Source organism: Pseudomonas sp. WOUb67, assembly GCF_050058005.1.
In the GTDB taxonomy this organism is placed as follows: Bacteria; Pseudomonadota; Gammaproteobacteria; order Pseudomonadales; family Pseudomonadaceae; genus Aquipseudomonas; species Aquipseudomonas putida_R.
In genome coordinates, this window is sequence record NZ_CP170112.1 from 720,151 (window position 1) to 746,565 (window position 26,415).

Here is a 26,415-nt window from a genome sequence, read left to right on the forward strand (position 1 = left end):
GGCCCCCGCTTGCTAACCTGATAGGTGATACATGGCAGGCGCAAAAGAGATTCGCAGTAAGATTGCGAGCATCAAAAGCACGCAAAAAATTACCAGCGCCATGGAGAAAGTGGCGGTCAGCAAGATGCGCAGGGCACAAATGCGCATGGCTGCTAGCCGTCCTTACGCGGAGCGTATCCGCCAGGTGATCGGTCATCTGGCCAACGCCAACCCGGAATACCGCCACCCGTTCATGATCGAGCGCCCTGTAAAGCGCGCCGGTTATATCGTGGTGAGCAGTGACCGTGGTCTGTGCGGTGGCTTGAATACCAACCTGTTCAAGGCCTTGGTCAAGGACATGAGCGCAAACCGCGAACAGGGCGTGGAAATCGACCTGTGCGTGATCGGCAGCAAGGGTGCGACTTTCTTCCGCATCTTTGGCGGCAACGTCGTAGCAGCGATCAGCCACTTGGGCGAAGAGCCATCGATCAACGATCTGATCGGCTCCGTCAAAGTGATGCTGGACGCCTACCTGGACGGCCGTATCGATCGCCTCTCCGTGGTTTCGAACAAGTTCATCAACACCATGACCCAGAAGCCAACGGTCGAGCAATTGGTACCGTTGGTGGCAACCCCGGATCAGGATCTCAAGCATCACTGGGATTACCTGTACGAACCCGACGCAAAAGAGCTGCTGGACGGCTTGATGGTGCGTTACGTGGAGTCGCAGGTATACCAGGCGGTGGTCGAGAACAACGCTGCTGAACAAGCGGCCCGGATGATCGCCATGAAGAACGCCACAGACAACGCCGGTGATTTGATCAAAGAGCTTCAGTTGATCTACAACAAGGCGCGTCAGGCTGCGATCACCCAGGAGATCTCGGAAATCGTCGGCGGCGCTGCCGCGGTTTAACGGTTCAAAAATTCAGAGGATCCAGCTATGAGTAGCGGACGTATCGTTCAAATCATCGGCGCCGTCATCGACGTGGAATTCCCACGTGATGTCGTGCCGAGTGTATACAACGCGCTGAAAGTACAAGGCGCGGAAACCACCCTGGAAGTTCAGCAGCAGCTGGGCGACGGCGTGGTTCGTACCATTGCGATGGGCTCCACCGAAGGCCTGAAGCGCGGTCTGGAAGTCGTTGACTCCGGCGCTGCCATTTCCGTTCCTGTTGGTAAGGCCACTCTCGGCCGTATCATGGACGTACTGGGCAACCCGATCGACGAAGCCGGCCCGATCGGTGAAGAAGAGCGTCGCGGTATCCACCAGCCAGCGCCTTCGTTCGCTGACCAGGCAGGCGGCAACGACCTGCTGGAAACCGGCATCAAGGTTATCGACCTGGTTTGCCCGTTCGCCAAGGGTGGTAAAGTTGGTCTGTTCGGTGGTGCCGGTGTCGGCAAGACCGTAAACATGATGGAACTGATCCGTAACATCGCCATGGAACACAGCGGTTACTCCGTGTTCGCTGGTGTGGGTGAGCGTACTCGTGAGGGTAACGACTTCTACCACGAGATGAAGGACTCCAACGTTCTCGACAAAGTAGCGCTGGTCTACGGTCAGATGAACGAGCCACCAGGAAACCGTCTGCGCGTAGCGCTGACCGGCCTGACCATGGCTGAGAAGTTCCGTGACGAAGGTAACGACGTTCTGCTGTTCGTCGACAACATCTATCGTTACACCCTGGCCGGTACCGAAGTATCCGCACTGCTGGGCCGTATGCCTTCGGCAGTAGGTTACCAGCCGACCCTGGCTGAAGAGATGGGCGTTCTGCAAGAGCGCATCACCTCCACCAAGGAAGGTTCGATCACCTCCGTCCAGGCCGTATACGTACCTGCGGACGACTTGACCGACCCGTCGCCAGCGACCACCTTCGCCCACTTGGACGCCACCGTCGTTCTGTCCCGTGACATCGCCTCCCTGGGTATCTACCCAGCGGTCGATCCACTGGACTCGACTTCGCGCCAGCTGGACCCGAACGTGATCGGCAACGAGCACTACGACACCGCTCGTGGCGTTCAGTATGTTCTGCAGCGCTACAAAGAGCTGAAGGACATCATTGCGATCCTGGGTATGGACGAATTGTCCGAGACCGACAAGCAACTGGTAGCCCGCGCTCGTAAGATCCAGCGCTTCCTGTCGCAGCCGTTCTTCGTGGCCGAAGTCTTCACCGGTTCGCCAGGCAAATACGTTTCCCTGAAAGACACCATCGCTGGCTTCAGCGGCATCCTCAAAGGTGACTACGACCACCTGCCAGAACAAGCGTTCTACATGGTCGGCAGCATCGACGAAGCGATCGAGAAAGCCAAGAAACTGTAATTCCTGCGCCCCGCAAGGGGCGCTATCAGGTTGAGGCAAGCAGATGGCTATGACAGTCCATTGCGATATCGTCAGCGCGGAAGGAGAAATTTTCTCCGGTCTGGTCGAGATGGTGGTTGCGCACGGTAACCTGGGTGATCTTGGTATCGCTCCAGGCCACGCGCCGCTGATCACCAATCTGAAGCCAGGTCCGATTACGCTGACCAAGCAGGGTGGCGCCCAAGAGGTGTTCTACATCTCTGGTGGTTTCCTCGAGGTTCAGCCGAACATGGTCAAGGTGCTTGCCGATACCGTGCAACGTGCTGCTGACCTGGATGAAGCGCAAGCTCAGGAAGCCCTCAAGGCTGCCGAGAACGCCCTGAATCTGAAAGGCGCGGACTTCGACTACAGTGCCGCCGCCGCACGTCTGGCCGAGGCCGCAGCACAGCTGCGTACCGTCCAGCAAATGCGCAAAGGCAAGTAATCGGCCTCGGCTGATAACTTCTGTTGCGATTGAGTAAAAGGGTAGCCTCGGCTACCCTTTTTCTTTTTCTGTTTTTTCTCCCCCGGTCTTTCACTGACCGCCCAGGATTGGTAGCCAGTAATGTCACTCGATATCGTTATTCTCGCCGCGGGCCAAGGCACCCGCATGCGCTCGGCGCTGCCCAAGGTGCTGCACCCCGTAGCCGGCAACTCCATGCTCGGCCATGTTATCCACAGCGCGCGCCAGCTGCAGCCGCAAGGTATTCACGTGGTCATTGGCCATGGTGCCGAGCTGGTTCGCGAGCGCCTGGCCGCTGATGACCTGAACTTCGTCATGCAGGAAAAACAGCTGGGTACCGGCCATGCGGTAGCACAGGCTCTGCCGGCCGTGACCGCCGACACCGTGCTGGTGCTGTACGGCGATGTACCGTTGATCGAAGTGGAGACCCTGCAGCGTCTGCTGGCCAAGGCCAATGACCAGCAGCTGGGCCTGCTGACGGTTACGCTCGACGACCCGACCGGCTATGGCCGCATCGTGCGTGACGAGCAAGGCCAGGTGACTGCCATCGTTGAGCACAAGGACGCCAACGACGCGCAGAAAGCCATCAAGGAAGGCAACACCGGTATTCTGGCCCTGCCAGCCGCGCGCCTGGCTGACTGGATGGGCCGCCTGTCCAACAACAACGCCCAGGGCGAGTACTACCTGACCGACGTCATCGCCATGGCAGTGGCTGACGGCCTGGTGGTGGCCACTGAACAGCCTCACGACCCGATGGAAGTGCAGGGCGCCAACGATCGTCGTCAGCTGTCCGAGCTGGAGCGTCACTACCAGCTGCGTGAAGGCCGCCGCTTGATGGCCCAGGGTGTGACCCTGCGCGACCCGGCGCGCTTCGATGTACGCGGTGAAGTGACCGTTGGTCGCGACGTGCTGATCGATATCAACGTGATTCTCGAAGGCAAAGTGGTCATCGAGGACGATGTGCAGATCGGCCCTAACTGCGTCATCAAGAACACCACCCTGCGCAAAGGCGCGGTGGTCAAGGCCAACAGCCACCTCGAAGGCGCCGTGATGGGCGAGGGCAGCGATGCCGGCCCGTTCGCCCGCCTGCGCCCAGGCAGCGTGCTGGATGCCAAGGCCCATGTGGGTAACTTTGTCGAACTGAAAAACGCCCACCTGGGTGAAGGCGCCAAGGCCGGTCACCTGACCTACCTGGGCGATGCTGAAATCGGTGCGCGCACCAATATCGGCGCCGGTACCATCACCTGCAACTACGATGGCGCCAACAAGTTCAAGACAGTGATGGGCGAGGACGTGTTCATCGGCTCGAACAACTCGCTGGTGGCGCCTGTGGAAATCAAGGACGGCGCCACCACCGCAGCCGGTTCGACCATTACCCAGACTGTCGAAGCTGCTGACCTGGCTGTGGGCCGTGCGCGCCAGCGCAACATCTCGGGCTGGAAGCGGCCGGAGAAGATCAAGAAGAGCTGAGTTATTCACAGCTGTTTCGATCGAAAGCCGACTTATGTGAATAAGTCGGCTTTTTTATTGGGCGATCGGTAATCCCTTGTAGGAGCGGCCTTGTGTCGCGATGGGCCGCAACGCGGCCCCTTGGAGTTCGAGGTGAACCCGAAATTGCCGGGGCTGCTATGCAGCCCATCGCGACACAAGGCCGCTCCTACAGGGACCTTGCCAAAGCAGAAGAAACTATCCACAGGGCAGCAACTGCTTGACGAAACGAGCGTCTTAGGTTTTGATTGCAACCATTATCTTTCGAAACGAAACTTACACGTAAATGTCGAAACGAAACACACCGCAGCGGCGGCACAACATCCTGGCTTTGCTCAGCGAGCAGGGCGAGGTGAGCGTGGACGCTTTGGCCAAGCGTTTCGAAACCTCGGAAGTGACCATTCGCAAAGACCTCGCCGCCCTTGAAACCAACGGCCTGTTGCTGCGCCGCTACGGCGGCGCGGTACCGGTGCCGCAAGAACTGCTCGGTGAGCCGGCCCAGCCTGTGTCTTCCTACAAGAAGGCCATCGCCCGCGCCGCCGTCGGCCGTATCCGCGAGCATGCGCGCATCATCATCGACAGCGGGAGCACCACGGCAGCCATGATCCCCGAACTGGGGCGCCAGCCCGGCCTGGTGGTGATGACCAATTCACTGAACGTGGCCCGTGCCATCTGCGACCTCGAACACGAGCCGGTGCTGCTGATGACCGGTGGCACCTGGGACCCCCATTCCGAGTCGTTCCAGGGCCAGGTGGCCGAGCAGGTTTTACGCTCTTACGATTTTGATCAGCTGTTTATCGGCGCCGACGGCATCGACCTGGGCCGGGGCACCACTACCTTCAACGAGTTGCTCGGGCTTAGCCGCGTGATGGCCGAAGTTGCCCGTGAAGTGATCGTGATGGTCGAGTCGGACAAGGTGGGGCGCAAGATCCCCAACCTTGAGCTGCCCTGGGGCAGCGTGCATACCCTTATTACAGACGAACGCCTGCCCGCTGCGGCACGCGAACAAATTGAAGCTCGCGGCATCAACCTGATCTGCGCCGCGATCAGCCAGGAGAAATAAAACATGTGTGGAATCGTTGGTGCTGTCGCCGAGCGTAATATCACAGCCATCCTGATCGAAGGCCTCAAGCGTCTTGAGTACCGTGGGTACGACAGCGCCGGCCTGGCCGTGCTGACCCAGGCGGGTGAGCTCGAGCGCCGCCGCCGTATTGGCAAGGTCAGCGAGCTGCAAGCCGCAGTTGCTGCTGACCCACTGGCCGGCCAGCTGGGCATTGCCCACACCCGTTGGGCTACCCACGGTGCGCCGACCGAAGGCAACGCCCACCCGCACTTCTCGGGCGATGAAGTGGCTGTGGTGCACAACGGCATCATCGAGAACCACGAAGAGCTGCGCGAAGAGCTGAAAGGCCTGGGCTACATCTTCACCTCGCAGACCGACACCGAAGTCATCGTCCACCTGATCCACCACACCCTGAAGAGCATCCCGGACCTGACTGATGCCCTGAAAGCCGCCGTGAAGCGCCTGCATGGCGCCTATGGCCTGGCACTGATCAGCGCCAAGCAGCCTGACCGCCTGGTGGCTGCACGCAGCGGCAGCCCGCTGGTCATCGGCCTGGGCCTGGGTGAAAACTTCCTGGCGTCCGACCAGTTGGCCCTGCGCCAGGTCACCGACCGCTTCATGTACCTGGAAGAAGGCGACATCGCTGAAATCCGCCGTGACCAGGTCACCATCTGGGACCAGCAAGGCAACAAGGTCCAGCGCGAAACCGTGCAGTACCATGAAGGTGCCGAAGCGGCCGACAAGGGCAACTACCGCCACTTCATGCTGAAGGAAATTCACGAGCAGCCAAGCGTTGTTCAGCGCACCTTGGAAGGCCGCCTGGGCAAGGACCACGTGCTGGTCCAGGCCTTCGGCCCGAAAGCTGCCGACCTGTTCGCCAAGGTGCGCAACGTGCAGATCGTTGCCTGTGGCACCAGCTACCACGCCGGTATGGTCGCCCGTTACTGGCTCGAAAGCCTGGCTGGCATCCCGTGCCAGGTGGAAGTGGCCAGCGAATTCCGTTACCGCAAAGTAGTGGTGCAGCCGGATACCCTGTTCGTCTCCATCTCGCAGTCTGGCGAAACCGCCGATACCTTGGCCGCGCTGCGTAACGCCAAGGAGCTGGGCTTCCTCGGCAGCCTGGCAATCTGCAACGTTGGCATCAGCTCGCTGGTGCGTGAGTCGGACCTGACCCTGCTGACCTTGGCCGGCCCGGAAATCGGTGTGGCCTCGACCAAGGCCTTCACTACCCAGCTGGTGTCGCTGATGCTGCTGACCCTGGCCCTTGGTCAGGTGCGCGGTACCTTGGAAGAGGGCGTCGAAGCCGAGCTGGTTGAAGAACTGCGCCGCCTGCCGACCCGCCTGGGCGAAGCCCTGGCCATGGACGCTACTGTCGAGAAGATCGCCGAGCTGTTCGCCGACAAGCACCACACCCTGTTCCTCGGCCGTGGTGCACAGTACCCAGTGGCGATGGAAGGTGCGCTGAAGCTCAAGGAAATCTCCTACATCCACGCCGAAGCCTACCCGGCAGGCGAGCTGAAGCACGGCCCGTTGGCACTGGTCGATAACGACATGCCGGTGGTTACCGTTGCCCCGAACAACGAACTGCTGGAAAAGCTGAAATCCAACCTGCAGGAAGTGCGCGCCCGTGGTGGCGAGTTGGTGGTGTTCGCCGACGAGCACGCTGGCATGACCAATGGTGAAGGCACTCACGTGATCAAGGTCCCGCACATCGCCGATGCGCTGGCGCCGATCCTGTACACCATCCCATTGCAACTGCTGTCGTACTACGTGGCCGTGCTCAAAGGCACCGACGTGGACCAGCCGCGTAACCTGGCGAAGTCGGTTACTGTCGAGTAACCAACACAGCGTGCCCGGTTCGAAAGCCCTCCCTATGGAGGGCTTTTTTCTTTCTGATACCTAAGAAACAGCGCAGCCGGACGGCTCCGCTCAGATCTGCATCGCCATGCCGTCCACATTCATCGCTGCCTGGCGCAAGGCCTCGGAGCGGGTCGGGTGGGGGTGGCAGGTGAGGGCGATGTCTTCTGCCGAGGCCGAGAACTCCATGGCCACGCAGAACTCACCGATCATCTCGCTGACGCTTGGGCCCACCAGGTGCACACCCAGTACTTCATCGGTTTGGGCATCGGCGATGACTTTGGCGAAGCCTTCGGTCTCGTGGTTGATCTTGGCGCGGCTGTTGGCGGTGAAGGGGAACTTGCCTACTTTATAGGCACGCCCTTCGGCTTTGAGCTGCTCTTCGGTCTTGCCCACGGTGGCCAGCTCCGGGCGGGTGTAGATCACGCCAGGGATGAGGTTGTAGTTGACCTCGTGGGGCTTGCCGGCAATGCGCTCGATGCAGGCGACTGCTTCGTCTTCGGCTTTGTGCGCCAGCATCGGGCCGGAAGTCACGTCACCAATCACCCACACACCGGGTACTGAAGTGCGGTGGTGTTCGTTGCCGAGCATGCCGCGCTTGTCTGTTTCCAGGCCCACGCTTTCAAGGTTCAGCCCTTTGGTATAAGGGCGGCGGCCGATAGCCACCAGCACGTAATCGGCCTGCAGCGATTCTGCGGTGCCGCCGGCAGCAGGCTCCAGCGTCAGGCTCACGCCATCGGCACTTGCAGTGGCTTGAGTCACCTTGCTGCCCAGCTTGAACACCATGCCTTGCTTGGCAAGTGCCTTTTGCAGGGTCTTGGCGGTTTCCGTGTCGGTACCCGGGCAGATGCGGTCGAGGTATTCGATGACGGTGACCTGGCTACCCAGGCGGCGCCAGACCGAACCCAGCTCAAGGCCGATCACGCCGGCACCGATGACGACCAGGTGCTTGGGCACTTGCGGCAGCGACAGCGCGCCGGTCGAGTCGATGATGCGCTGGTTGTCGATGGTCACGCCCGGCAGAGGAGTGGGCTCGGAGCCGGTGGCAATGACCACGTCCTTGGCTTGCAGCGCCGTTTCGCTGCCGTTTTCAGCCTTGACCACAACTTTGCCGACACCGTCCAGGCGGCCCCAACCCTTGATCCAGTCGACCTTGTTCTTGCGAAACAGGTATTCGATGCCCTTGGTCAGGCCGGTCACGCTCTCGTCCTTCTGTTTCATCATCTGGGCGAGGTTGAGGGTGGGTTTCACTTCGATACCGAGGTGAGCGAACTCTTCACCGCTGGCGGCCTCGTACAGCTCGGAGGCATGCAGCAGTGCCTTGGAGGGCATGCAGCCCACGTTCAAACACGTGCCGCCCAAGGTCGAGCGGCCTTCCACGCAGGCGACGCTCAGGCCCAGCTGGCCAGCGCGGATGGCTGCGTTGTAGCCGCCAGGGCCACCGCCGATGATCACCACGTCATAGGATTTCATGGGTTCAACTCCAGGATGTAGAAGCGCAAGAGGGGCACAAGGTTAAGCTGAGATGCGAGAATTGTATACAATCTGCTGTGTGGATAAGATCAGTTGGTTCTAGACCTTGGTCTCGTTTAGAGGAAACCTCCCACCAATGAACTACTCTGATCCGGCGACGTTCGAAATATCAGGCGTCGTGGCCAATTACGGATAGGAGGGTCTTTCATGCTTGCTCAACTTCCACCGGCATTGCAGAGCCTGCATCTGCCGCTGCGGCTGAAACTGTGGGACGGTAACCAGTTCGATCTCGGGCCTAGTCCTCAGGTCACCATTCTGGTCAAGGAACCACGGTTGATCAGCCAGTTGACCCACCCAAGCATGGACCAGCTGGGCACCGCATTCGTCGAAGGACAGCTGGAGCTGGAGGGCGACATAGGTGAGGCCATCCGCGTGTGCGATGAGTTGAGCGAAGCGCTGCTGGCGGACGAAGATGAAGCGTCGCCGCACCGGCTGCCTCATGACAAGAGCACTGACGCCAAAGCCATCTCCTATCACTATGATGTGTCCAACGCGTTCTACCAGCTGTGGCTGGATCAGGACATGGCTTATTCATGCGCCTATTTCCGCGAGCCGGACAACACGCTCGATCAGGCACAACAGGACAAGTTTGACCACCTCTGTCGCAAGTTGCGCCTGACCGCCGGCGACTACCTGTTGGATGTTGGCTGTGGGTGGGGCGGGCTTGCCCGCTTCGCGGCACGTGAATATGACGCCAAGGTATTCGGCATCACCTTGAGCAAGGAGCAGCTCAAGCTCGGCCGGCAGAGGGTCAAGGTTGAAGGCTTGGCCAACAAGGTCGACCTGCAGATTCTCGACTACCGTGACCTGCCTCAGGATGGCCGCTTCGACAAGGTTGTCAGCGTTGGCATGTTCGAGCATGTCGGGCATGCCAACCTGGCGCTGTATTGCCAGAAACTGTTCGGCGCCGTGAGGGAAGGAGGGCTGGTGATGAACCACGGTATCACCGCCAAGCACATCGATGGGCGGCCGGTCGGGCGTGGTGCAGGTGAGTTCATCGACCGCTACGTGTTCCCCCATGGCGAGCTGCCTCACCTGTCGATGATCAGTGCCAACATCTGTGAAGCGGGGCTGGAGGTGGTAGACGTGGAAAGCCTGCGCCTGCACTACGCCAAGACGCTGCATCACTGGAGCACAAACCTTGAGAACCAGTTGCACAAGGCGGCAGCGCTGGTGCCTGAAAAGACATTACGCATCTGGCGCTTGTACCTCGCAGGGTGTGCGTATGCCTTTGAGAAGGGCTGGATCAACCTGCACCAGATACTGGCGGTGAAGCCATACGCCGATGGGCACCATGACCTGCCCTGGACGCGCGAAGACCTGTATCGGTGAAAAGGTAACTGCATCCTGTAGGAGCAGCCTTGCGCTGCGAAGAGGCCGGTATGGCTGAAGATCATCTTCTGCTGCAATGGCCTCTTCGCAGCACAAGGCTGCTCCTACAGGTGCTGCGATTGTCTTGGAATCTAGGAATCCATTACTGCACCCACTGACACTGCACCTTAAAGGATCGGCGAAATCAGCCGTGCAATCCGCATCCCCAATTGCTGCAGTCGATGAGTGTCGAGGCTGTCCTCCGCAGTTATTTCCCGCGACTGTTCAAAGTCGTTGATCAGCATGTGCTCCACCTGATCTGCGAAGCTGCGGTCGACGGTCAGCAGGGTGATCTCGAAGTTCAGGCGGAACGAGCGGTTGTCCAGGTTGGCACTGCCGATCGCGCTGACATCATCATCCACCAGCACCACCTTCTGATGCAGGAAGCCCGGCTGATAGCGGAACATGCGCACACCCGCGCGCACCGCTTCGAAAGCGAACAGGCTGGAGGCGGCATAGACCACACGGTGGTCTGGCCGTGAAGGGATCAGCACGCGCACATCGACCCCGCGCAGTACCGCCAGGCGCAAGGCGGCGAACACCGCTTCGTCCGGGATGAAGTAGGGGCTGGTGATCCACACCCGCCGGGTAGCTGAATGAATTGCTTCGAGGAAGAACAGCGAGCAGGTTTCCTGCGGATCGGCCGGGCCGCTGGCCAAGGCCTGGCACAGCACGCCATTATCCGGGTAGGTATCCGGCAGGATCAGCGGTGGCAGCTGGCGCGTGGCCCAGTACCAATCCTCGGCAAACGACTCCTGCAGGCAGGCCAGCACCGGCCCGCCGATCTGCACATGGGTGTCGCGCCAGGGGGAAAGTTTCGGGTGCTCACCGAGGTATTCATCGCCCACGTTGTGCCCACCGATGAACCCGATCAGGCCATCCACCACCACGATCTTGCGATGGTTGCGGAAGTTCACCTGGAAGCGGTTGAACCAACCGCGGCGGGTGGCGAAGGCATGAATCTGTACGCCGCCGTCGCGCAGCTTCTGGCTGTAGCTGGTTGGCAAGGCATGGCTGCCAACGCGGTCATACAGCACGAACACCTGCACCCCTTCGGCAGCCTTGCGTAGCAGCAGCTGCTGTAATGCCTTGCCGAGGTTGTCGTCATGGATGATGAAGAACTGCACCAGCACCACATCGCGGGCCTTTTCGATGGCGGCGAAGATGGCATCGAAGGTGGCTTTGCCATCGATCAGCAACTTCACTTCATTGTTCGCCAGGCAGGGCATGCGGCCCAGCTTAGGCATGGCGCGCAGTGCTGCATAGCTTTCTGATTCACGGGCGGTCAGGGCTTCCTCTACCCAGGGCCGCCAGTTGAGATTGGCCATGGCCACGTGCATTTCCTGGTTGGCCTGGCGCCTGGCCTTGATGTAGGCGTAGAACGAGCGGGCGCCGAAAACCAGGTAGGGGATCAAGGTAAGGTAGGGGATGAAGAACAAGGGCATGGCCCAGGCGATGGCGCCTTGGGCGGTACGCACGGTGAAGATCGCGTGCAGTGCGGCAACGATACCCAGTAGGTGAATCAGTCCGAGTAGGTAACCAAAAAAGTAGGGGCTGTGGTAATCCATATGCATCCTGCTTGCCGAGTACACTTGAGCTAACAGAACACGTTCCCGGTCCGCCTTGCAACCTGAAGGTGGATTTGGCGTCCAAGGTTCAGCCCGGCCCGCTTGGCCGGTTTTTTCCAGGAGCGATCGTCCATGAAGATTCGTCTGCCACTGTTGGCGTTGGCCCTAGCTGCGAGCAGCCCGCTGGTGCATGCGCAGGTGCTGCAACCAGGTTTGTGGGAGCTGACCACCAGCAACATGCAGGTCGATGGCAAGCCGTTACCCGACATGCAGTTCATGCTCGGTCAGTTGAAAAACCTGCCGCCTGAACAGCGCGCGATGATGGAAGGGGTGTTGGCCAAACAAGGGGTGACGGTGGGTGGCAACGGCGTGCGTTCGTGCCTGACGCCAGAGCAGGTGGCAACCAACGACATCCCGCTGCAGGACCCGAAGTCAGGCTGCACCCAGAAGATTACCGACCGTACCGGTAATGTGTGGAAGTTCCAGTTCAGCTGCCCCAAGGCACAGGGTACTGGCCAAGCCACCTTCCTCAGCGACCGTGAATTCACCACCCAGGTCAGTGGTACCTTCAACGCTTCGGGTGTTCAGCAGCAAGGCAGCATGAACACCCGTGCGGTGTGGCTGGGCAATGACTGTGGCACGGTCAAACCGCGCAGCTGACGTCCCATTGCCATTGGCTGGTAGCGACGGCGTCGTGGGCATGCAGGCTTTCTGCATGTTCCACGCGCAGCTTGAAAGCCGTGCTCCATTCCAGTTGCCTTAGCGCCTTGTGCAGGCGTCGTGCGGCGTCTTCACAGAACATCAGGTTCTGCCCGTTGGCCAAGGCGAAGGCTTGCTCGTCCGCACGTTTCACAGCGGTCTGTACAGCAGTCCCCAAGCTTGCCTCAATGCAATCGATCAATTCGGTGACAGGTAGGACGTGCTCATTGTTGCGCAGCCGTACCTGGATTTGCGCGGTACTTCGTTGGCTGTGGGGCGTTGCCACAATACCTTCGGCGCTACCAAGCCACTGCACTATTGCGGATCTTTCTACCTGCTCCTCGCTGAAGTCGTCCATGAATTGCTGCTGAATCAGCTGCCGTGCAAGTGCAGCCGAGCATGGACAGGTAGAGGAATAAGGTACGGAAACAGATAGTTCCACGTGGAACATTTCATTTTCTATCCGTGCATCGACCGTAACCGGATAGCTTTTCCAGCCTGCCAATGGGCTGATCAATGCCGGTCTTTTCAGCAGATGCTCAAAGCGCAGGCGCAGGTAGGCTGCCGAAGAAAGCCCTTCATGGCTGCTCAGAAAATCAGCCAGTAGCTGCCTGATTGCCAGCGGAGTGAGGGGCTGGTGTTCCAATGACTCCAAGGCAAGGTAAAGCCGCGACATATGAATGCCGCGTGAGCTGCCGTCTACCAGGCTTACCCCGGCATCGATTTTGGCCGCTGCGGTGCGCCCTTCGAACTGCACAGGCAAGGCGATCCCGCACATGCCCACCCAGTCCAAAGGCAAGGTGTACTCCAGGGTTTGTGCTGCGATGTCGGGGAGCTTGAGCTGGGTCATCTGGCTTTCCAAACAAAAAGAGGCATCAGTGGCAACCGCCCACCAGGCTGCAATGCAGCTTGAAGCGCTGGCCACTGGAGCTGGATACGCGGTTCAGGGTGGTCCAGCCAACGCGACGGCTGTAACCCACCCAGGCTTCGCCGTCGCTAGCCAGGCCGGTAAAAAAGGTCAACGTGCCATAGCGGCTGTTGGTTTGTGCCCACAGGCGCCGGCTGCTGAAGTCGTAGCCGCGCAGGTAGAACGTGCTGCCTTCGCTGCGCACGCTGTAATAACTGCCCTTGCCGTCCTGGCAGGCGAGCAGTGTCGCGCTGCGGGTACACACTGCCAACGGGCTGCTCTTTGGCATGGCGAACAGCGAAGTGGGCATGGCGAGCAACAACAACAGCAACACCATGGCGCGTGGCAGGTTCATTTTTCATCCTCGGTGAATACGCGTCCGTCGAGAACGGCTTGGCGAAATTGTATTGTTACTTTATAACATTGTGCAATGCATCGTTTCGAATGCGCTCGCCTGAAGAGGTTTCGCCATGTCCAATCGTCTCCCTGTCACCGTGCTGTCTGGCTTCCTCGGCGCCGGCAAGAGCACTTTGCTCAACCATGTGCTGCGTAACCGCGACAACCTGCGGGTCGCGGTCATCGTCAACGACATGAGTGAAATCAACATCGACGCCAGCGAGGTGCAGCGCAACGTCAGCCTCAACCGCGCTGAAGAGAAACTGGTCGAGATGAGCAACGGCTGCATCTGCTGCACCCTGCGTGAAGACCTGCTCGAAGAGGTGGCGCGGCTGGCCGAAGAAGGCCGCTTCGATTATTTGCTCATCGAGTCCACGGGTATCTCGGAGCCACTGCCGGTTGCCGAGACGTTCACCTTTCGCGACGAGCAGGGCCGCAGCCTTTCCGACATGGCGCGGCTGGACACCATGGTCACTGTGGTCGATGGCCTGAATTTCTTGCGCGATTACCAGGCCGCAGACAGCCTGGCCAGCCGTGGCGAAACCTTGGGTGAAGAGGACGAGCGGTCGATCAGCGACCTGCTGATCGAGCAGGTGGAGTTCGCCGATGTGCTGTTGCTGAGCAAGATCGACCTGATCAGCCAGCACGAGCGCGAAGAACTCATGGCCATTTTGCGCAGCCTCAACGCCCGGGCGCAGATCGTGCCCATGGTCATGGGCCAGGTACCGCTGGCGCGCATCCTGGACACTGGCCTGTTCGACTTCGACCAAGCGGCCCAAGCGCCTGGCTGGCTGCAAGAGTTGCGCGGCGAGCATGTGCCAGAAACAGAAGAGTACGGCATCGCGGCCACGACCTGGCAGGCCCGGCGGCCACTTCATCCCCAGCGCTTTTTCGACTTTATCCACATGCCCTGGAGCAATGGACGGCTGCTGCGTTCGAAGGGTTTTTTCTGGTTGGCCAGCAAGTACCAGGAAGCCGGTAGCTGGTCCCAGGCAGGTGGCATGATGCGCCACGGCCTGGCGGGGCGCTGGTGGCGTTTCGTGCCGCGCGAGCAGTGGCCGCAGGATGTGGATAACACTGCCGATATCTTGAAACACTGGACCGCCGAAACCGGTGACTGCCGGCAGGAATTGGTGTTCATCGGTCAGAATATCGACTTCAAAAAGTTATCCACAGACCTTGAAGCATGTCTGTTGACGGATGAAGAAATGGAGTTGGGGCACATGAGCTGGTTGCGTCTGCCCGATCCATTTGGGCCTTGGCACGAAGAGGTAGCAGCATGAACCCGGCGCTCAAGCCTGTGGATATCTTCCAGGTGTTTGGCGAAACGCCGCTGGTGTTGACCGACGTGCTGCAGGACGGCGTGAACCTTGCGGTGTGGCGCCGTCGCTTGCCGCCACAGCTGGAGGATTTTGCCGAACTGGTGGTCAGCCTTGGGCAAAACCTGGCTGATCAGCGCGTGATCGATGTGGACGAGCAGCAAATGCCGGTTTTATCGGATTTGCTGCGCGAAGCGGCGGATTTGCATGGTTACGAAGCATTCGTGGCCGATGTGGCCTGGCTGGTGGGGGCCTATACCTGCCTTGTTGGCGCGCGGCGGGTCGGTTTGCGCCTGCGGGTACTGACCGGGCCCATGTGCCCGCGCTTCCATGTGGATAACGTGCCGTTGCGGTTGCTCACCACCTATGCGGGCCCGGGTAGCGAGTGGTTGCGAGAGCAGGAGAGCCCGCGCGCGGAGTTACACACAGCCCAAGCGCCTGTGGATAACATTCAGCAACTGCAGGTCGGTGAAGTGGCCGTACTCAAAGGCGAGAAGTGGCAAGGCAACGAAGGTGCAGGCCTGGTGCACCGCTCGCCCTCGGTCCAGCAGGGGCGCCTGCTGCTCAGCCTTGACTGGCTAGCCTGACGGCGCATAGTGAGCCATCACCCCGCCTGAGCCATCCCATGCTGCAGAACATCCCCACCCATGTGATTGCTGGCCCACTGGGGGCCGGCAAGACCACCCTGATCCGCCATCTGCTGGCCCAGCGCCCGGGCAACGAACGCTGGGCGGTTTTGATCAACGAATTCGGCCTTGTTGGCCTGGATGCGGCCTTGCTCAGCCGTGACGAAGATGGCATCGCCATCGGCGAGGTCGCTGGCGGCTGCCTGTGTTGTGTCAACGGCATGCCGTTCCAGGTGGGCCTGGGCCGGTTATTGCGCAAATCCCGGCCTGACCGGCTGTTTATCGAGCCTTCCGGCCTGGGTCACCCGTTGCAGCTGCTTGCTCAACTACAGCAGGCGCCATGGGCTGGAGTGCTGACAATCCAGCCATTGCTGATGGTTGTCGATGCTCAATCCATGGTGCGAAACGAGCCGCTTCCGGAGGCTCAACAGCAGGCTTTAAACGCCTCTGAATACGTGGTTTTCAACAAGTCAGAGGCTGTGGATGAAAAATCTAAGTTGTTGATAAGTAATAAATTTAACGACAAGAAACTGATGTGGTCGGTACAGGGTCAGGTGCCGTTATCAAGCCTTCCTGGCTCCCTCGTACAGATTGTCGACAGCCCATTTGAGGAAAACAGGATTGTCGACAATCTTGGAGGTGCCCCAACAATATTGTGGACAGACCCCAGCCAGCCGATCTGTCTTGCCCAGCAGGGGGAGGGAGGTTGGAGCATCGGCTGGCGCTGGCATCCCGCACAGCAGTTTTATCCACAGCAGCTAGAGGCGTTCTTGCGTGCTTGGCGGTGGCGGCGCGCCAAAGGAGTTATCCACAGCGTGGAAGGCTGGCGGTCGTTCAATGGGCTTAATGGTGACATGCCTATGTGGCAGCCCAGTGACTGGCGCAGGGATAGCCGTATCGAGCTGATTTTTGATCAGCCGCAATCGCAACCCACACTGCAAGCGGGGTTGAGCGAATGCCGCGTCAGTTGATCAGTTGCGCCAGCGATTGTGTTCCTGGCGCCACTGCTGCATCTCGATGACATTGTCGGTGCGTGGCGGGGTCTTGATTTCGAAGGGATAGGGCGCCAGCTCAATCTGCACGCTGTGCGCGCCAAACTGGGTCACGGTACCGGGATGGCGTTGCTCGCCGGTGACGGTGAACTCGAAGGCATAGATGCGTGCCAGGCGCTTGCGGCCATTGGCATCACGGACCAAGGCGATGCGCTTGAGTGCGACGGCATCGTCGAGCAGCTCGAGGTCGAGCTTGGCGCAATGCTGTTTGACCCGTTCCAGGGCTTTTTCGCGCAACCCATGGTTGTGCCACAACCAGCCGCCTGCCGTGGCGAACAGCATCAGGACGAACACATTCTCCAGGGTCAACATTTGCGTATGCTCCAAACAGGTAGATCCAGCTTAACTGCGTCCCTGGCCTGTCGTACAGGTGGCAATCGAGTTCATACTGCGCTGCGCACAATCCTTGAAACAGCTTTGGAAACCCCCGCATGAAACGTACCCCGCACCTGCTCGCCATCCAGTCCCATGTGGTGTTCGGCCACGCCGGCAACAGCGCCGCGGTGTTTCCCATGCAGCGTATCGGGGTCAATGTCTGGCCACTCAATACCGTGCAGTTCTCCAATCACACACAGTATGGCCAGTGGGCGGGGGAAGTGCTTGCCCCGGCGCAAATTCCTGCGTTGGTGGAAGGTATTTCCAACATTGGCGAGCTGGGTCACTGCGATGCGGTGCTTTCCGGCTACCTGGGCAGTGCCGAACAGGGGCGGGCGATCCTGGCCGGTGTCGAGCGCATCAGGGCGGTGAACCCGAAGGCCTTGTACTTGTGTGACCCGGTCATGGGGCACCCGGAGAAGGGCTGCATCGTGCCACAGGAAGTCAGCGAGTTCCTGCTCGACGAGGCGGCGGCACGTGCCGACATCCTGTGCCCCAACCAGCTGGAGCTGGACAGCTTCTGTGGGCGCCGCGCGCAGTCGCTGGAGGATTGCGTGAGCATGGCGCGCAGCCTGTTGCAGCGTGGGCCGCAGGTGGTACTGGTCAAGCACCTGGTCTACCCCGGGCGGGCTGAAGACCAGTTTGAAATGCTGCTGGTGACCGCCGGGCAAAGCTGGCACCTGCGCCGCCCGCTGCTGGCGTTCCCGCGTCAGCCGGTGGGGGTGGGTGACCTGACCTCAGGCTTGTTCCTGGCCCGCGTGCTGCTCGGCGACAGCTGGGTGCAGGCGTTCGAATTCACCGCGGCAGCCGTGCATGAGGTGCTACTGGAAACCCAGGCCTGCGCCAGCTACGAACTGCAGCTGGTGCGGGCCCAGGACCGCATCGCCCACCCGCGGGTGCGCTTCGAGGCGCAGTTGCTGGCGTTTTAGATAGCGTCGGTTTTCAGGTCCTGGTAGCGCTTCTCCAGCTCCTGGCGGATCTGACGGCGCTGCTGGCCCTGCAGGAAGCGGCGCTTTTCTTCGCTGCTGTGCGGCTGGCGTGGCGGCACCGGCACCGGGCGGCGGTTGTCGTCGACCGCGACCATGGTGAAGAAACAGCTGTTGGAATGGCGCACCGAGCGCTCGCGGATGTTCTCGGTCACCACTTTGATGCCGACCTCCATCGAGGTGTTGCCGGTGTAGTTGACCGACGCCAGGAAGGTCACCAGTTCACCCACGTGCACGGGCTCGCGGAAGATCACCTGGTCGACCGACAGGGTCACCACATAGCTGCCGGCATAGCGGCTGGCGCACGCATAGGCCACTTCGTCGAGGTACTTGAGCAGGGTGCCGCCATGTACGTTGCCAGAAAAGTTGGCCATGTCCGGGGTCATCAGGACGGTCATGCTCAGCTGGGCGTTTCCAGGTTCCATAGTGTGCTCACGGTGAGGTTGCGCTGAATCGGGCGAATGGGGGGCGTTATCGGCTGACATTTCTATTCCCCTCTTTTGAATTTGCCTTACGGATACGGGACGTTGGCTGACGCGCCATCGTCACGCTGATCATGCCATCAGCGGCGCTTTTCTAGCCGATCTGTTTCCGCATATTGCACCGGCTTTTTGCGGCGGGGTGCGATGTTAACCTGAGTACGCCCATGCACCATGGGCTTTCCTGCATTCAATACAGTATGTACTTGCTGCTCGCTCGGGTTTGCCTCGGCAGAGGAGCGGTCTGCCCAGGCATCCATAAAAAGACGAGAAAAGGAGTATCACGCCATGCATGCCATCAGCTTCATCCAGGACCTGGCAGTCATCATGCTGGTCGCTGGCGTGGTCACCATTCTTTTTCACCGGCTCAAGCAGCCGGTGGTGCTGGGGTACATTGTCGCCGGCTTCATCATCGGCCCGCACACCCCGCCATTCGGCCTGATCCATGACGAAGAGACCATCAAGATCCTTGCCGAACTGGGGGTGATCTTCCTGATGTTCTGCCTGGGGCTCGAATTCAGCCTGCGCAAGCTGTTCAAGGTGGGCGCCACGGCGTTCATCGCGGCGTTCCTGGAAATCGTGCTGATGATCTGGATCGGCTACGAGATCGGTCGTTGGTTCGACTGGAACACCATGGATTCACTGTTCCTCGGCGCCATCCTGGCCATTTCCTCGACCACCATCATCGTCAAGGCACTGAACGACCTGAAGATGAAGAACGAGCGCTTCGCTCAGTTGATCTTCGGCGTGCTGATCGTGGAGGACATCCTCGGCATCGGCATCATCGCCCTGCTGTCCGGCATCGCTGTCAGCGGCTCGGTCAGCTCGGGCGAAGTGTTCTCCACCGTGGGCAAACTGTCGCTGTTCATGATCGTTGCCTTGGTCATCGGCATTCTGCTGGTGCCGCGGCTGCTGGCCTACGTGGCCAAGTTCGAAAGCAACGAAATGCTGCTGATTACCGTGCTTGGCCTGTGCTTTGGCTTCTGCCTGCTGGTGGTGAAGCTGGAATACAGCATGGTGCTGGGCGCCTTCCTGATTGGCGCGATCATGGCCGAATCCCGTCAGTTGCTGAAGATCGAACGCCTGATCGAGCCCGTACGCGACCTGTTCAGTGCCATCTTCTTCGTCGCCATCGGCCTTATGATCGACCCTCAGGTGCTCGTCGATTACGCCTGGCCGATCGTGGTCATCACCCTGGCGGTGGTACTGGGCAAGATGCTCTCCTGTGGCATGGGGGCGTTCATTGCCGGCAATGACGGGCGCACGTCGCTGCGGGTGGGCATGGGCCTTTCGCAGATTGGCGAGTTTTCCTTCATCATCGCCGCGCTGGGCATGACGCTGCAGGTGACCAGCGACTTCCTGTACCCGGTGGCGGTCGCAGTATCGGCCATCACCACGCTGCTGACGCCCTACCTGATCCGTGCGGCCGACCCGCTGTCGCAGAAGCTTGGCAATGTAGTGCCCACCCGCCTGGCGCGGGTGCTTTCGTTGTATGGCGAATGGTTGCGCAATATCCAGCCGCAGGGCGAGAGCGCCATGCTGGCCGCAATGATCCGGCGCATCCTGTTGCAGGTGGGGGTGAACCTGGCGCTGGTGATCGCCATCTTCTTCAGTGGTGGCTACTTTGCAGAGCGTATCGGCAACTGGCTCAGTGAGTGGGTCAGCGATGTCAGCCAGCAGAAGGCGATGATCTGGGGGGCGGCGTTGTTGCTGTCGCTGCCATTCCTGATCGCGGCCTATCGCAAGCTCAAGGCGCTGTCGATGCTGCTGGCAGAAATGGGCGTGAAGCCGGAAATGGCCGGGCGGCATACCCAGCGTGTGCGCCGCGTGATCGCCGAGGTTATCCCGCTGTTGTCCCTGCTGGTGATTTTCCTGCTGCTGTCGGCATTGTCGGCGAGCATTCTGCCCACCAGCGAGTTGCTGCTGGTGATTGCCGTGGTGGCCGCGGTGGTGGTGGCCTTGTTGTGGCGCTGGTTCATCCGCGTGCACACGCGCATGCAGATTGCCTTGCTGGAGACGCTGGAAAACAGTCGCGAGAACACGCACTGAGGGCTGTGAACGGGCGAACGGGCTTGGTGGGAGCAACTTTCTTGCCCATCACTTGTAGGAGCAGCCTTGTGCTGCGAAGAGGCCGGTAAGGCTAACGACTATCTGCGCCTGCAATGGCCTCTTCGCAGCGCAAGGCTGCTCCTACAGGGATCGTGGTAACCCAGGCAATGGGGGAGATCAGCTCTCCAGCCACACATCCCGCGCCCAGTGCCACACCGATTCCCAGCTGTCCTCGCCGACAATTTCGTCTTCGGCGTCCCACAGCACCACAGTGCCGTCTTCCTCGACGCAGTAGTAGTTGTCACCGTCCTGGCACAACGGGATCAGCTCACGCGGCACCCCGGCATCCCAAGCGTTGGCGGCAACTTCTGGCAGGTAGGTGTGCGACTGTGGGTCGGTACAAGTAACAGGCTCAAGGGAGCCGTAAACCACATCACTCACGGTCAGCAGAAACTCTTTGAACACGAATGGAATATTGATGAACAGCTGCTCTTCGATTTCTACCAGCTGGTCTTCGTCGGGTAGCTCCAGGGGCACCGGTACTGGCTCATTGGCTTCTCGGAGTTGTTCGATCACTTCTTCCACGGTTCACTTCCTCTGACCTAGATGACAACGCTGCGCGTTATACCCTAGTAGGCCACTCTGGCAAAAGCAAAAACCCCGGGACAGGCCCGGGGTTTTTTTGTACAGCACGTTGCGGTTAGCCGTTTTGACGGATACCGGCGACCAGCCAAGGCTGGTTCTCGCCTGGGGCGCGAACCATGTGCCAGCTTTCGCTGAACGCTTCGCCCTGGTCGAAGCGCGAGTTCTTCGACACGCCACGGAAGGTCAAGGTGGCGTCGGTACGGTCGGCGCGGTCGTCGATACCGTCCAGCTGTACTTCGAGGTTGTCGATGTAGGTGGACTGGAAGCCGTCACCCAGTTCAGCACGCTCACGCTTGAGGAACTCGAGCATTTGCGGGGTAACGAACTCGGTGATCTTGTCCATTTCGTTGGCATCCCAGTGCTGCTGCAGCGACTGGAAGTGGTTACGGGCAGCAGCCAGGAAGCTTTGCTCGTTGAACCAGGCCGGGGCGTTGATCACCGGGGCAGCGGCGGCAGGTGCGGCCGAACCACCAAACACCGATTGCTGGGCCGGCTGGTTGTGAGCCTCACGCTGCATCGGCGCATGGCCTGGCATGGCCATTTGCGGCTGCTGCTGGCGGCGGCGTGCGGCAATGAAGCGGAACACCAGGAAGGCGATGAGCGCCACGATCAGGAAGTCCATGATCTGGAAGCCTTCGAAACCGTCGCCCATGAACATGGATGCCAGCAGACCACCGGCGGCCAGGCCGGCCAGTGGGCCCAGCCAGCGCGAAGCACCGCTGGCGGCCGGAGCTGCACGACCAGGTGCGGCAGCCGGAGCGGCGGCAGGCGTGGTTGGCGTAGCCTGGCGGGTCTGGTGGATAGGCGCGGAGCCCGAGCTCTTGCCGCCGCCGAAACGCTTGGCGTTGGCGTCCAGGCTCAGCGTCAGGCCGACGCAGAGCGCCAGTGCGATGCTAAGAAAACGTTGCATAAGTGGGATATCCCCTGTTGTGGATTGCACGCGCGTCATGGTGCACAGGTTCCCGGGCACATGACCAGCGACATAGTGTTTCGAGCTTTTGCCTGAATGTTACAAGGCCGCCCCGGCAGGGCGGCCCTGGTCTTCAGATGGCTTCGAGCTTGGCATACCCCAGCATCAGCCACTTGCTGCCTTCGGCAAAATTCACCTGCACCCGTGCCTGGGCGCCCGAACCCTCGAAGTTGAGGATGACGCCTTCGCCAAACACCCCATGTTGTACACGCTGGCCGAGGTTGAACGCGGTCTGCGGAATGTTGGCATTGGCGAACAGGTTGCTGTTGGTGGCCGTCTTGGCGCCGCTGAACGGGCGGCTGACGCTGTTGGACAGGCGCACTTCCTGAATCAGGCCGGCCGGAATTTCACGTACGAAACGCGACACCTTGTTGTAGGTCTCGCTGCCATACAGGCGACGTGTTTCGGCGTAGGTCATGACCAGCTGGCGCATGGCGCGGGTAATCCCCACGTAGGCCAGGCGGCGTTCCTCTTCCAGGCGGCCGGGTTCTTCCAGGCTCATCTTGTGCGGGAACAGGCCTTCTTCCATGCCCACCAGGAACACATACGGGAACTCCAGGCCCTTGGCGCTGTGCAAGGTCATCAGCTGGACGCTGTCTTCATGCTCGTCGGCCTGGGTATCGCCGGCTTCAAGCGAGGCATGGCCGAGGAAGGCCGACAGCGGCGAGAGATCGGCGTCTTCGTCGGTGGACTCGAAGTTGCGCGCCGCGCTCACCAGTTCCTCAAGGTTTTCTACCCGTGCCTGGCCCTTTTCACCCTTTTCTTCCTGGTGATAGGTGATCAGCCCGGACTGTTCGATGGTGGTCTGGGTCATGGTATGCAGCGGCATGTCCGTGACCTTGGCAGCCAACCCCTCGATCAGCTCGATGAATGCACCCAGGGCGCTGGCGGCGCGGCCCTTCATCGCCTTGGCCGCCAGCAGCTGGCACATGGCTTCCCACATCGACACCTGGCTGTGGCGGGCATGCTCGCGGATGGCTTCGACGGTTTTCTCGCCAATGCCGCGTGGCGGCACATTGATCACCCGCTCCAGGGCAGCGTCGTTGCCACGCCCTTCGATCAGCCGCAGGTAAGCCATGGCGTTCTTGATTTCGGCGCGTTCGAAGAAGCGCTGGCCACCATAGATGCGGTAGGGGATACGCTCGCGCAGCAGGGCCTCTTCCAGCACCCGCGACTGGGCGTTGGAACGGTACAGAATGGCGATTTCGTTACGCGCGTTGCCCTGCTTGACCAGGCTTTCGATGGTTTCCACCACGTAGCGCGCTTCGTCGTGCTCGTTGTAGGCCGCATACAGGGTCAGCGGTTCGCCTTCGCCCATGTCGGTCCACAGTTCCTTGCCCAGGCGCCCGGTGTTGTTGACGATCAGGGCGTTGGCGGCCTTGAGGATGCCGCCGGTGGAGCGGTAGTTCTGCTCCAGGCGGATCATTTCGGCGTCGGGGAAGTCGGCGGTGTACTGGTGAATGTTCTCGATCTTGGCACCGCGCCAGCCGTAGATCGACTGGTCGTCGTCGCCCACCGCCATCAGGCTGGCACCACCGCGCGCCAGCAGGCGCAACCAGGCGTACTGCACGGCGTTGGTGTCCTGGAACTCGTCCACCAGCACATGCTGGAAGCGCCGCTGGTAGTGCTCCAGCAGGCCCGGGTAGTCGCGCCACAGGTCCAGGGCACGCAGCAACAGTTCGGAAAAGTCGATGACCCCGGCGCGCTCACAGGCCTGTTCGTAGGCGGTATACACCTCGCGCATGGTCGCCAGGAACAGGTCGCCCCCAGCCTGAATATGCTGCGGGCGCAGGCCTTCGTCCTTCTGCCCGTTGATGAACCACTGGGCCTGGCGTGCCGGCCACTTCTGCTCGTCCAGGCCCAGCTCGCGCATGACCCGCTTGATCAGGCGCTGCTGGTCATCGCTGTCGAGGATCTGGAAGTTCTGCACCAGCCGCGCTTCCTGCCAGTGGGCGCGCAGCAGGCGATGGGCCAGGCCGTGGAAGGTGCCGACCCACATGCCTGCCGGGTTGATCCCCAGCAGTTGCTCGATCCGGTGGCGCATTTCTGCCGCCGCCTTGTTGGTGAAGGTCACCGACAGGATCGAGTGCGGCGATGCCTGCTCCACCTGGATCAGCCAGGCGATGCGGTGCACCAGCACGCGGGTTTTACCGGAGCCGGCGCCAGCAAGCACCAGTTGACGCCCGAGCTTGGCCGCGACGGCCTGGCGTTGAGCATCGTTGAGGGAGTTCAGCAGGAGGGAGAGGTCATCTGTGTGCATCGGGCCATTCTAGGGCGCAGCAGGGGAAGGGTAAATGGCACTGTATGAATATTCACCCTGCCAAGCGGCGATCGGTAGCCCGCTCATGGCAGAAAGCGGCCATGGCAGGCTATTCGCCTGCCGTGGCCGCCAGCCGGCATCAATGGGTTTCGACGATGTCGGTGATGGTGGCGATCAATTGACCTTCATGGAAAATATCCACTTTCGGGATCGGGCCTTGCTCGTCGGGCAGTTCGACGCGGACTTGCTTGTCGCAGACGACTTGAATGAAGTTGCCATCCTCCTGTTTCAGTTCAAGCTCCAGGGCCAGTGCAAAGGATTTGTCCTGAATGGCGCGCTTGACCAGTACCGGTACCATGCCTGGGTGGCTTACGGTGATGTTGCCGTTCACCCGGAGCCGAGTGCCTAGTGGCATCTTGTCGTATTGGGCCTGCCAGTCTTTGCATTCGATGATCATTTCGATACTCCTGTCCTGGGAAGGGCGGTATGCACCTCCCCAACGACAGGTTGCTTGCAGCACCTGCCCGCACGGCAGAGCGAAGCGCTTCAGCTGTACCAATGCCTGCCATGCCTGGCCAGCAGGCTGCCGGCCTGTTCCGGGCCATTGCTCCCGGCGGCATAGTGGCGTGGTGCCTGGAAGTGCTCCTGCCAACCCTTTATTACCGGGTCGATCCAGTGCCAGGCCGCCTCCACTTCATCGCGGCGCATGAACAGTGTCGAATCGCCCTCGACGATGTCCAGTAGCAGCCGCTCGTAAGCTTCCCAGCGGCGGGTCTGGCTGAACACCTGAGCCAGGTTCAGGTCCAGCTCGACCGGTTCCAGCCGCATGCCCTTGCCGGGGCTTTTGGTCATCATGCGCAGGCTGATGCGCTCATCCGGTTGCAGCTGGATCAACAGCTGGTTGACCTGGCCGCCGCTGAACAGCTCGTGGGGTACCGGCTTGAACTGAATGACGATTTGCGACGAGCGCCGCGCCATGCGCTTGCCGGTGCGCAGGTAGAAAGGCACACCTGCCCAGCGCCAGTTGTCGATGTGCGCTTCGATGGCCACGAAGGTTTCGGTATCGCTGTCGTTGTCGACGTCCTTTTCGAAGTAGTAGGCCGGCACCTCCTGGCCGCCGATGTGCCCGGCACCGTACTGACCGCGCACGGTCTTGTCCTGCACGTCCTGGCCGGTGATGGGCTTGAGGGCCCGCAGGACCTTCACCTTTTCGTCGCGTACCGCTTCAGCCTCGAACTGCGCAGGTGGCTCCATGGCCACCAGGCACAGTAGCTGCAGCAGGTGGTTCTGCAGCATGTCGCGGGTTGCCCCGGCGCGGTCGTAGTAGGCCCCGCGGTTCTCAACCCCCAGGGTTTCGCAAACACTGATCTGTACGTGGTCGACCTGATTGTTGCGCCACACCGGCTCCAACAGGGCGTTGGCGAAACGCAGGGCCATCAGGTTTTGCACGGTTTCCTTGCCCAGGTAGTGGTCGATGCGAAATACCTGGTTTTCGTCGAACACTGCTCCAATCGCTTCGTTGATGGCGGTGGCCGAGGCCAGCGAGTGGCCGATCGGCTTTTCCAGCACGATGCGCGCTTCGGGGTCGGCCAGGCCGGCGTTACGCAGGTAGTTGGCAATCGGCACGAACAGGTTGGGAGCGGTGGCCAGGTAGAAAATGCGCGTCAGCCCGCCGGGCTCGCCCAGGTAGCGCGCCAGGCGGCCGAAGTCGGCGCTTTGCGAGGCATCCATGGGGAAGTAGTCGAGGCGCGCGGCAAAGCGTTGCCACACGTCTTCGTCAAAGTCATTGCGGGCAATCTGCGCGCGGCAATGGCGTTCTGCGAGCTTGAGGTATTCGTTACGGCTTATGTTGCGGCGGGCGAGGGCAATGATGCGTACCGCGTTGTTCAGGCGCGCCTCGCGATACAAGTGATAGAGCGCCGGGAGGAGTTTGTGCAGGGCCAGATCGCCGGTGCCACCGAACACCAGAATGTCGCAAGGAATAGTCAAACCGCC

At 60.6% G+C, this 26,415-nt stretch carries 24 protein-coding genes; 13 read left to right on the forward strand and 11 right to left on the reverse strand.

Annotation, left to right across the window (positions count from 1 at the left end; all coding sequences use genetic code 11):
- Nucleotides 1–31 precede the first annotated feature (31 nt).
- The 6 genes from atpG (at nt 32) to glmS (ending at nt 7,167) form a co-directional block, all read left to right on the forward strand.
- On the forward strand, nt 32–892 hold the full coding sequence (atpG, locus tag ABOC32_RS03210; RefSeq protein WP_016502295.1) for a F0F1 ATP synthase subunit gamma: 861 nt from the start codon (nt 32–34) through the stop codon (nt 890–892).
- A gap of 27 nt (nt 893–919) precedes the next feature.
- Nucleotides 920–2,296 carry a F0F1 ATP synthase subunit beta gene (gene atpD, locus ABOC32_RS03215; RefSeq protein WP_016502294.1) on the forward strand — a complete coding sequence of 459 codons (1,377 nt, stop codon included), beginning with the start codon at nt 920–922 and terminating at the stop codon, nt 2,294–2,296.
- Between the two features lie 43 nt (nt 2,297–2,339).
- On the forward strand, nt 2,340–2,759 hold the full coding sequence (locus ABOC32_RS03220; protein ID WP_041167946.1) for a F0F1 ATP synthase subunit epsilon: 420 nt from the start codon (nt 2,340–2,342) through the stop codon (nt 2,757–2,759).
- 120 nt (nt 2,760–2,879) lie between these two features.
- Nucleotides 2,880–4,247, forward strand: coding sequence for a bifunctional UDP-N-acetylglucosamine diphosphorylase/glucosamine-1-phosphate N-acetyltransferase GlmU (gene glmU, locus ABOC32_RS03225; protein WP_426810116.1), 1,368 nt, complete (start codon nt 2,880–2,882; stop codon nt 4,245–4,247).
- 304 nt (nt 4,248–4,551) lie between these two features.
- Nucleotides 4,552–5,328, forward strand: coding sequence for a DeoR family transcriptional regulator (locus ABOC32_RS03230; RefSeq protein WP_234226195.1), 777 nt, complete (start codon nt 4,552–4,554; stop codon nt 5,326–5,328).
- 3 nt (nt 5,329–5,331) lie between these two features.
- Complete coding sequence (gene glmS, locus ABOC32_RS03235; protein ID WP_426810117.1) at nt 5,332–7,167, forward strand: glutamine--fructose-6-phosphate transaminase (isomerizing); 1,836 nt, start codon at nt 5,332–5,334, stop codon at nt 7,165–7,167.
- Nucleotides 7,168–7,257: 90 nt separating this feature from the next.
- Here glmS and lpdA read toward each other — a convergent pair whose 3' ends face one another.
- Nucleotides 7,258–8,658: a dihydrolipoyl dehydrogenase gene (gene lpdA, locus ABOC32_RS03240; protein WP_426810118.1), complete on the reverse strand. Its 1,401-nt coding sequence runs from the start codon at nt 8,656–8,658 to the stop codon at nt 7,258–7,260.
- 207 nt (nt 8,659–8,865) lie between these two features.
- On the opposite strand from lpdA, the gene cfaB reads away from it, so the two are divergent.
- On the forward strand, nt 8,866–10,050 hold the full coding sequence (gene cfaB, locus ABOC32_RS03245) for a C17 cyclopropane fatty acid synthase CfaB (protein ID WP_426810119.1): 1,185 nt from the start codon (nt 8,866–8,868) through the stop codon (nt 10,048–10,050).
- A 167-nt stretch (nt 10,051–10,217) separates the two neighbouring features.
- On the opposite strand, the gene cls is transcribed toward cfaB, so the two are convergent.
- Nucleotides 10,218–11,657 carry a cardiolipin synthase gene (cls, locus tag ABOC32_RS03250; protein ID WP_426810120.1) on the reverse strand — a complete coding sequence of 480 codons (1,440 nt, stop codon included), beginning with the start codon at nt 11,655–11,657 and terminating at the stop codon, nt 10,218–10,220.
- A gap of 132 nt (nt 11,658–11,789) precedes the next feature.
- On the opposite strand from cls, the gene ABOC32_RS03255 reads away from it, so the two are divergent.
- Nucleotides 11,790–12,317, forward strand: coding sequence for a DUF3617 domain-containing protein (locus tag ABOC32_RS03255; RefSeq protein WP_016502287.1), 528 nt, complete (start codon nt 11,790–11,792; stop codon nt 12,315–12,317).
- On the opposite strand, the gene folE2 is transcribed toward ABOC32_RS03255, so the two are convergent.
- Both folE2 and ABOC32_RS03265 read right to left on the reverse strand, forming a co-directional pair.
- Nucleotides 12,301–13,206: a GTP cyclohydrolase FolE2 gene (gene folE2 / locus ABOC32_RS03260; RefSeq protein ID WP_426810121.1), complete on the reverse strand. Its 906-nt coding sequence runs from the start codon at nt 13,204–13,206 to the stop codon at nt 12,301–12,303. The genes ABOC32_RS03255 and folE2 overlap by 17 nt on opposite strands.
- A gap of 25 nt (nt 13,207–13,231) precedes the next feature.
- Nucleotides 13,232–13,618 (reverse strand): glutamine synthetase, encoded by a 387-nt coding sequence (locus ABOC32_RS03265; protein WP_426810122.1) that lies wholly within the window; start codon nt 13,616–13,618, stop codon nt 13,232–13,234.
- A gap of 115 nt (nt 13,619–13,733) precedes the next feature.
- Here ABOC32_RS03265 and zigA point away from each other — a divergent pair, with 115 nt between their 5' ends.
- The 3 genes from zigA to ABOC32_RS03280 are packed head-to-tail and all read left to right on the forward strand — an operon-like array spanning nt 13,734 to nt 16,575.
- The gene (zigA, locus tag ABOC32_RS03270; protein WP_426810123.1) at nt 13,734–14,942 is read left to right on the forward strand and encodes a zinc metallochaperone GTPase ZigA; all 1,209 of its coding nucleotides are present in this window, start codon (nt 13,734–13,736) and stop codon (nt 14,940–14,942) included.
- A complete protein-coding gene (locus ABOC32_RS03275) occupies nt 14,939–15,565 on the forward strand; it encodes a DUF1826 domain-containing protein (protein ID WP_426810124.1) in 627 nt (208 codons plus the stop codon). Before zigA ends, ABOC32_RS03275 begins: the two co-directional genes overlap by 4 nt.
- Before the next feature lie 38 nt (nt 15,566–15,603).
- Entirely contained in the window at nt 15,604–16,575 is a 972-nt protein-coding gene (locus ABOC32_RS03280; RefSeq protein WP_426810125.1) for a CobW family GTP-binding protein, read from the forward strand.
- Here the strand turns inward: ABOC32_RS03280 and ABOC32_RS03285 are convergent, their stop codons facing one another.
- Nucleotides 16,576–16,968, reverse strand: a complete 393-nt coding sequence (locus ABOC32_RS03285) for a DUF3301 domain-containing protein (protein ID WP_426810126.1) — start codon at nt 16,966–16,968, stop codon at nt 16,576–16,578.
- Between the two features lie 119 nt (nt 16,969–17,087).
- Between ABOC32_RS03285 and pdxY the strand changes: the two genes are divergently transcribed.
- Nucleotides 17,088–17,960, forward strand: a complete 873-nt coding sequence (gene pdxY / locus ABOC32_RS03290; RefSeq protein WP_426810127.1) for a pyridoxal kinase PdxY — start codon at nt 17,088–17,090, stop codon at nt 17,958–17,960.
- Here the strand turns inward: pdxY and ABOC32_RS03295 are convergent.
- Nucleotides 17,957–18,442, reverse strand: coding sequence for an acyl-CoA thioesterase (locus tag ABOC32_RS03295; protein WP_003253263.1), 486 nt, complete (start codon nt 18,440–18,442; stop codon nt 17,957–17,959). The two genes, pdxY and ABOC32_RS03295, sit on opposite strands and share 4 nt — an antisense overlap.
- Before the next feature lie 342 nt (nt 18,443–18,784).
- Here ABOC32_RS03295 and ABOC32_RS03300 point away from each other — a divergent pair, with 342 nt between their 5' ends.
- Nucleotides 18,785–20,545, forward strand: coding sequence for a cation:proton antiporter (locus tag ABOC32_RS03300; protein WP_086976562.1), 1,761 nt, complete (start codon nt 18,785–18,787; stop codon nt 20,543–20,545).
- 177 nt (nt 20,546–20,722) lie between these two features.
- Here the strand turns inward: ABOC32_RS03300 and ABOC32_RS03305 are convergent, their stop codons facing one another.
- From ABOC32_RS03305 to zwf, 5 genes are all read right to left on the reverse strand, one after another.
- Nucleotides 20,723–21,130, reverse strand: a complete 408-nt coding sequence (locus ABOC32_RS03305; RefSeq protein ID WP_400737754.1) for an SMI1/KNR4 family protein — start codon at nt 21,128–21,130, stop codon at nt 20,723–20,725.
- A gap of 115 nt (nt 21,131–21,245) precedes the next feature.
- The gene (locus ABOC32_RS03310) at nt 21,246–22,100 is read right to left on the reverse strand and encodes a TIM44-like domain-containing protein (protein ID WP_234226215.1); all 855 of its coding nucleotides are present in this window, start codon (nt 22,098–22,100) and stop codon (nt 21,246–21,248) included.
- Between the two features lie 133 nt (nt 22,101–22,233).
- Entirely contained in the window at nt 22,234–24,420 is a 2,187-nt protein-coding gene (uvrD, locus tag ABOC32_RS03315) for a DNA helicase II (protein WP_426810128.1), read from the reverse strand.
- Nucleotides 24,421–24,559: 139 nt separating this feature from the next.
- Nucleotides 24,560–24,877, reverse strand: coding sequence for a hypothetical protein (locus ABOC32_RS03320; protein WP_426810129.1), 318 nt, complete (start codon nt 24,875–24,877; stop codon nt 24,560–24,562).
- Between the two features lie 89 nt (nt 24,878–24,966).
- Entirely contained in the window at nt 24,967–26,409 is a 1,443-nt protein-coding gene (gene zwf, locus ABOC32_RS03325) for a glucose-6-phosphate dehydrogenase (RefSeq protein WP_426810130.1), read from the reverse strand.
- Nucleotides 26,410–26,415 lie beyond the last annotated feature (6 nt).

What these genes read in the sequence shown, in the direction of transcription:
- ABOC32_RS03220 (WP_041167946.1), top strand. Translation starts at nt 2,340, where the DNA reads ATGGCTATGACAGTCCATTGCGATATCGTCAGCGCGGAAGGAGAAATT.
- glmS (WP_426810117.1), top strand. Translation starts at nt 5,332, where the DNA reads ATGTGTGGAATCGTTGGTGCTGTCGCCGAGCGTAATATCACAGCCATC.
- pdxY (WP_426810127.1), top strand. Translation starts at nt 17,088, where the DNA reads ATGAAACGTACCCCGCACCTGCTCGCCATCCAGTCCCATGTGGTGTTC.
- ABOC32_RS03320 (WP_426810129.1), bottom strand. Translation starts at nt 24,877, where the DNA reads ATGATCATCGAATGCAAAGACTGGCAGGCCCAATACGACAAGATGCCA.
- atpG (WP_016502295.1), top strand. Translation starts at nt 32, where the DNA reads ATGGCAGGCGCAAAAGAGATTCGCAGTAAGATTGCGAGCATCAAAAGC.
- ABOC32_RS03230 (WP_234226195.1), top strand. Translation starts at nt 4,552, where the DNA reads ATGTCGAAACGAAACACACCGCAGCGGCGGCACAACATCCTGGCTTTG.
- ABOC32_RS03275 (WP_426810124.1), top strand. Translation starts at nt 14,939, where the DNA reads ATGAACCCGGCGCTCAAGCCTGTGGATATCTTCCAGGTGTTTGGCGAA.
- cls (WP_426810120.1), bottom strand. Translation starts at nt 11,657, where the DNA reads ATGGATTACCACAGCCCCTACTTTTTTGGTTACCTACTCGGACTGATT.
- lpdA (WP_426810118.1), bottom strand. Translation starts at nt 8,658, where the DNA reads ATGAAATCCTATGACGTGGTGATCATCGGCGGTGGCCCTGGCGGCTAC.
- zigA (WP_426810123.1), top strand. Translation starts at nt 13,734, where the DNA reads ATGTCCAATCGTCTCCCTGTCACCGTGCTGTCTGGCTTCCTCGGCGCC.
- folE2 (WP_426810121.1), bottom strand. Translation starts at nt 13,206, where the DNA reads ATGACCCAGCTCAAGCTCCCCGACATCGCAGCACAAACCCTGGAGTAC.
- atpD (WP_016502294.1), top strand. Translation starts at nt 920, where the DNA reads ATGAGTAGCGGACGTATCGTTCAAATCATCGGCGCCGTCATCGACGTG.
- ABOC32_RS03285 (WP_426810126.1), bottom strand. Translation starts at nt 16,968, where the DNA reads ATGTTGACCCTGGAGAATGTGTTCGTCCTGATGCTGTTCGCCACGGCA.
- glmU (WP_426810116.1), top strand. Translation starts at nt 2,880, where the DNA reads ATGTCACTCGATATCGTTATTCTCGCCGCGGGCCAAGGCACCCGCATG.
- ABOC32_RS03255 (WP_016502287.1), top strand. Translation starts at nt 11,790, where the DNA reads ATGAAGATTCGTCTGCCACTGTTGGCGTTGGCCCTAGCTGCGAGCAGC.
- ABOC32_RS03280 (WP_426810125.1), top strand. Translation starts at nt 15,604, where the DNA reads ATGCTGCAGAACATCCCCACCCATGTGATTGCTGGCCCACTGGGGGCC.
- ABOC32_RS03295 (WP_003253263.1), bottom strand. Translation starts at nt 18,442, where the DNA reads ATGGAACCTGGAAACGCCCAGCTGAGCATGACCGTCCTGATGACCCCG.
- ABOC32_RS03310 (WP_234226215.1), bottom strand. Translation starts at nt 22,100, where the DNA reads ATGCAACGTTTTCTTAGCATCGCACTGGCGCTCTGCGTCGGCCTGACG.
- uvrD (WP_426810128.1), bottom strand. Translation starts at nt 24,420, where the DNA reads ATGCACACAGATGACCTCTCCCTCCTGCTGAACTCCCTCAACGATGCT.
- ABOC32_RS03265 (WP_426810122.1), bottom strand. Translation starts at nt 13,618, where the DNA reads ATGAACCTGCCACGCGCCATGGTGTTGCTGTTGTTGTTGCTCGCCATG.
- cfaB (WP_426810119.1), top strand. Translation starts at nt 8,866, where the DNA reads ATGCTTGCTCAACTTCCACCGGCATTGCAGAGCCTGCATCTGCCGCTG.
- ABOC32_RS03300 (WP_086976562.1), top strand. Translation starts at nt 18,785, where the DNA reads ATGCATGCCATCAGCTTCATCCAGGACCTGGCAGTCATCATGCTGGTC.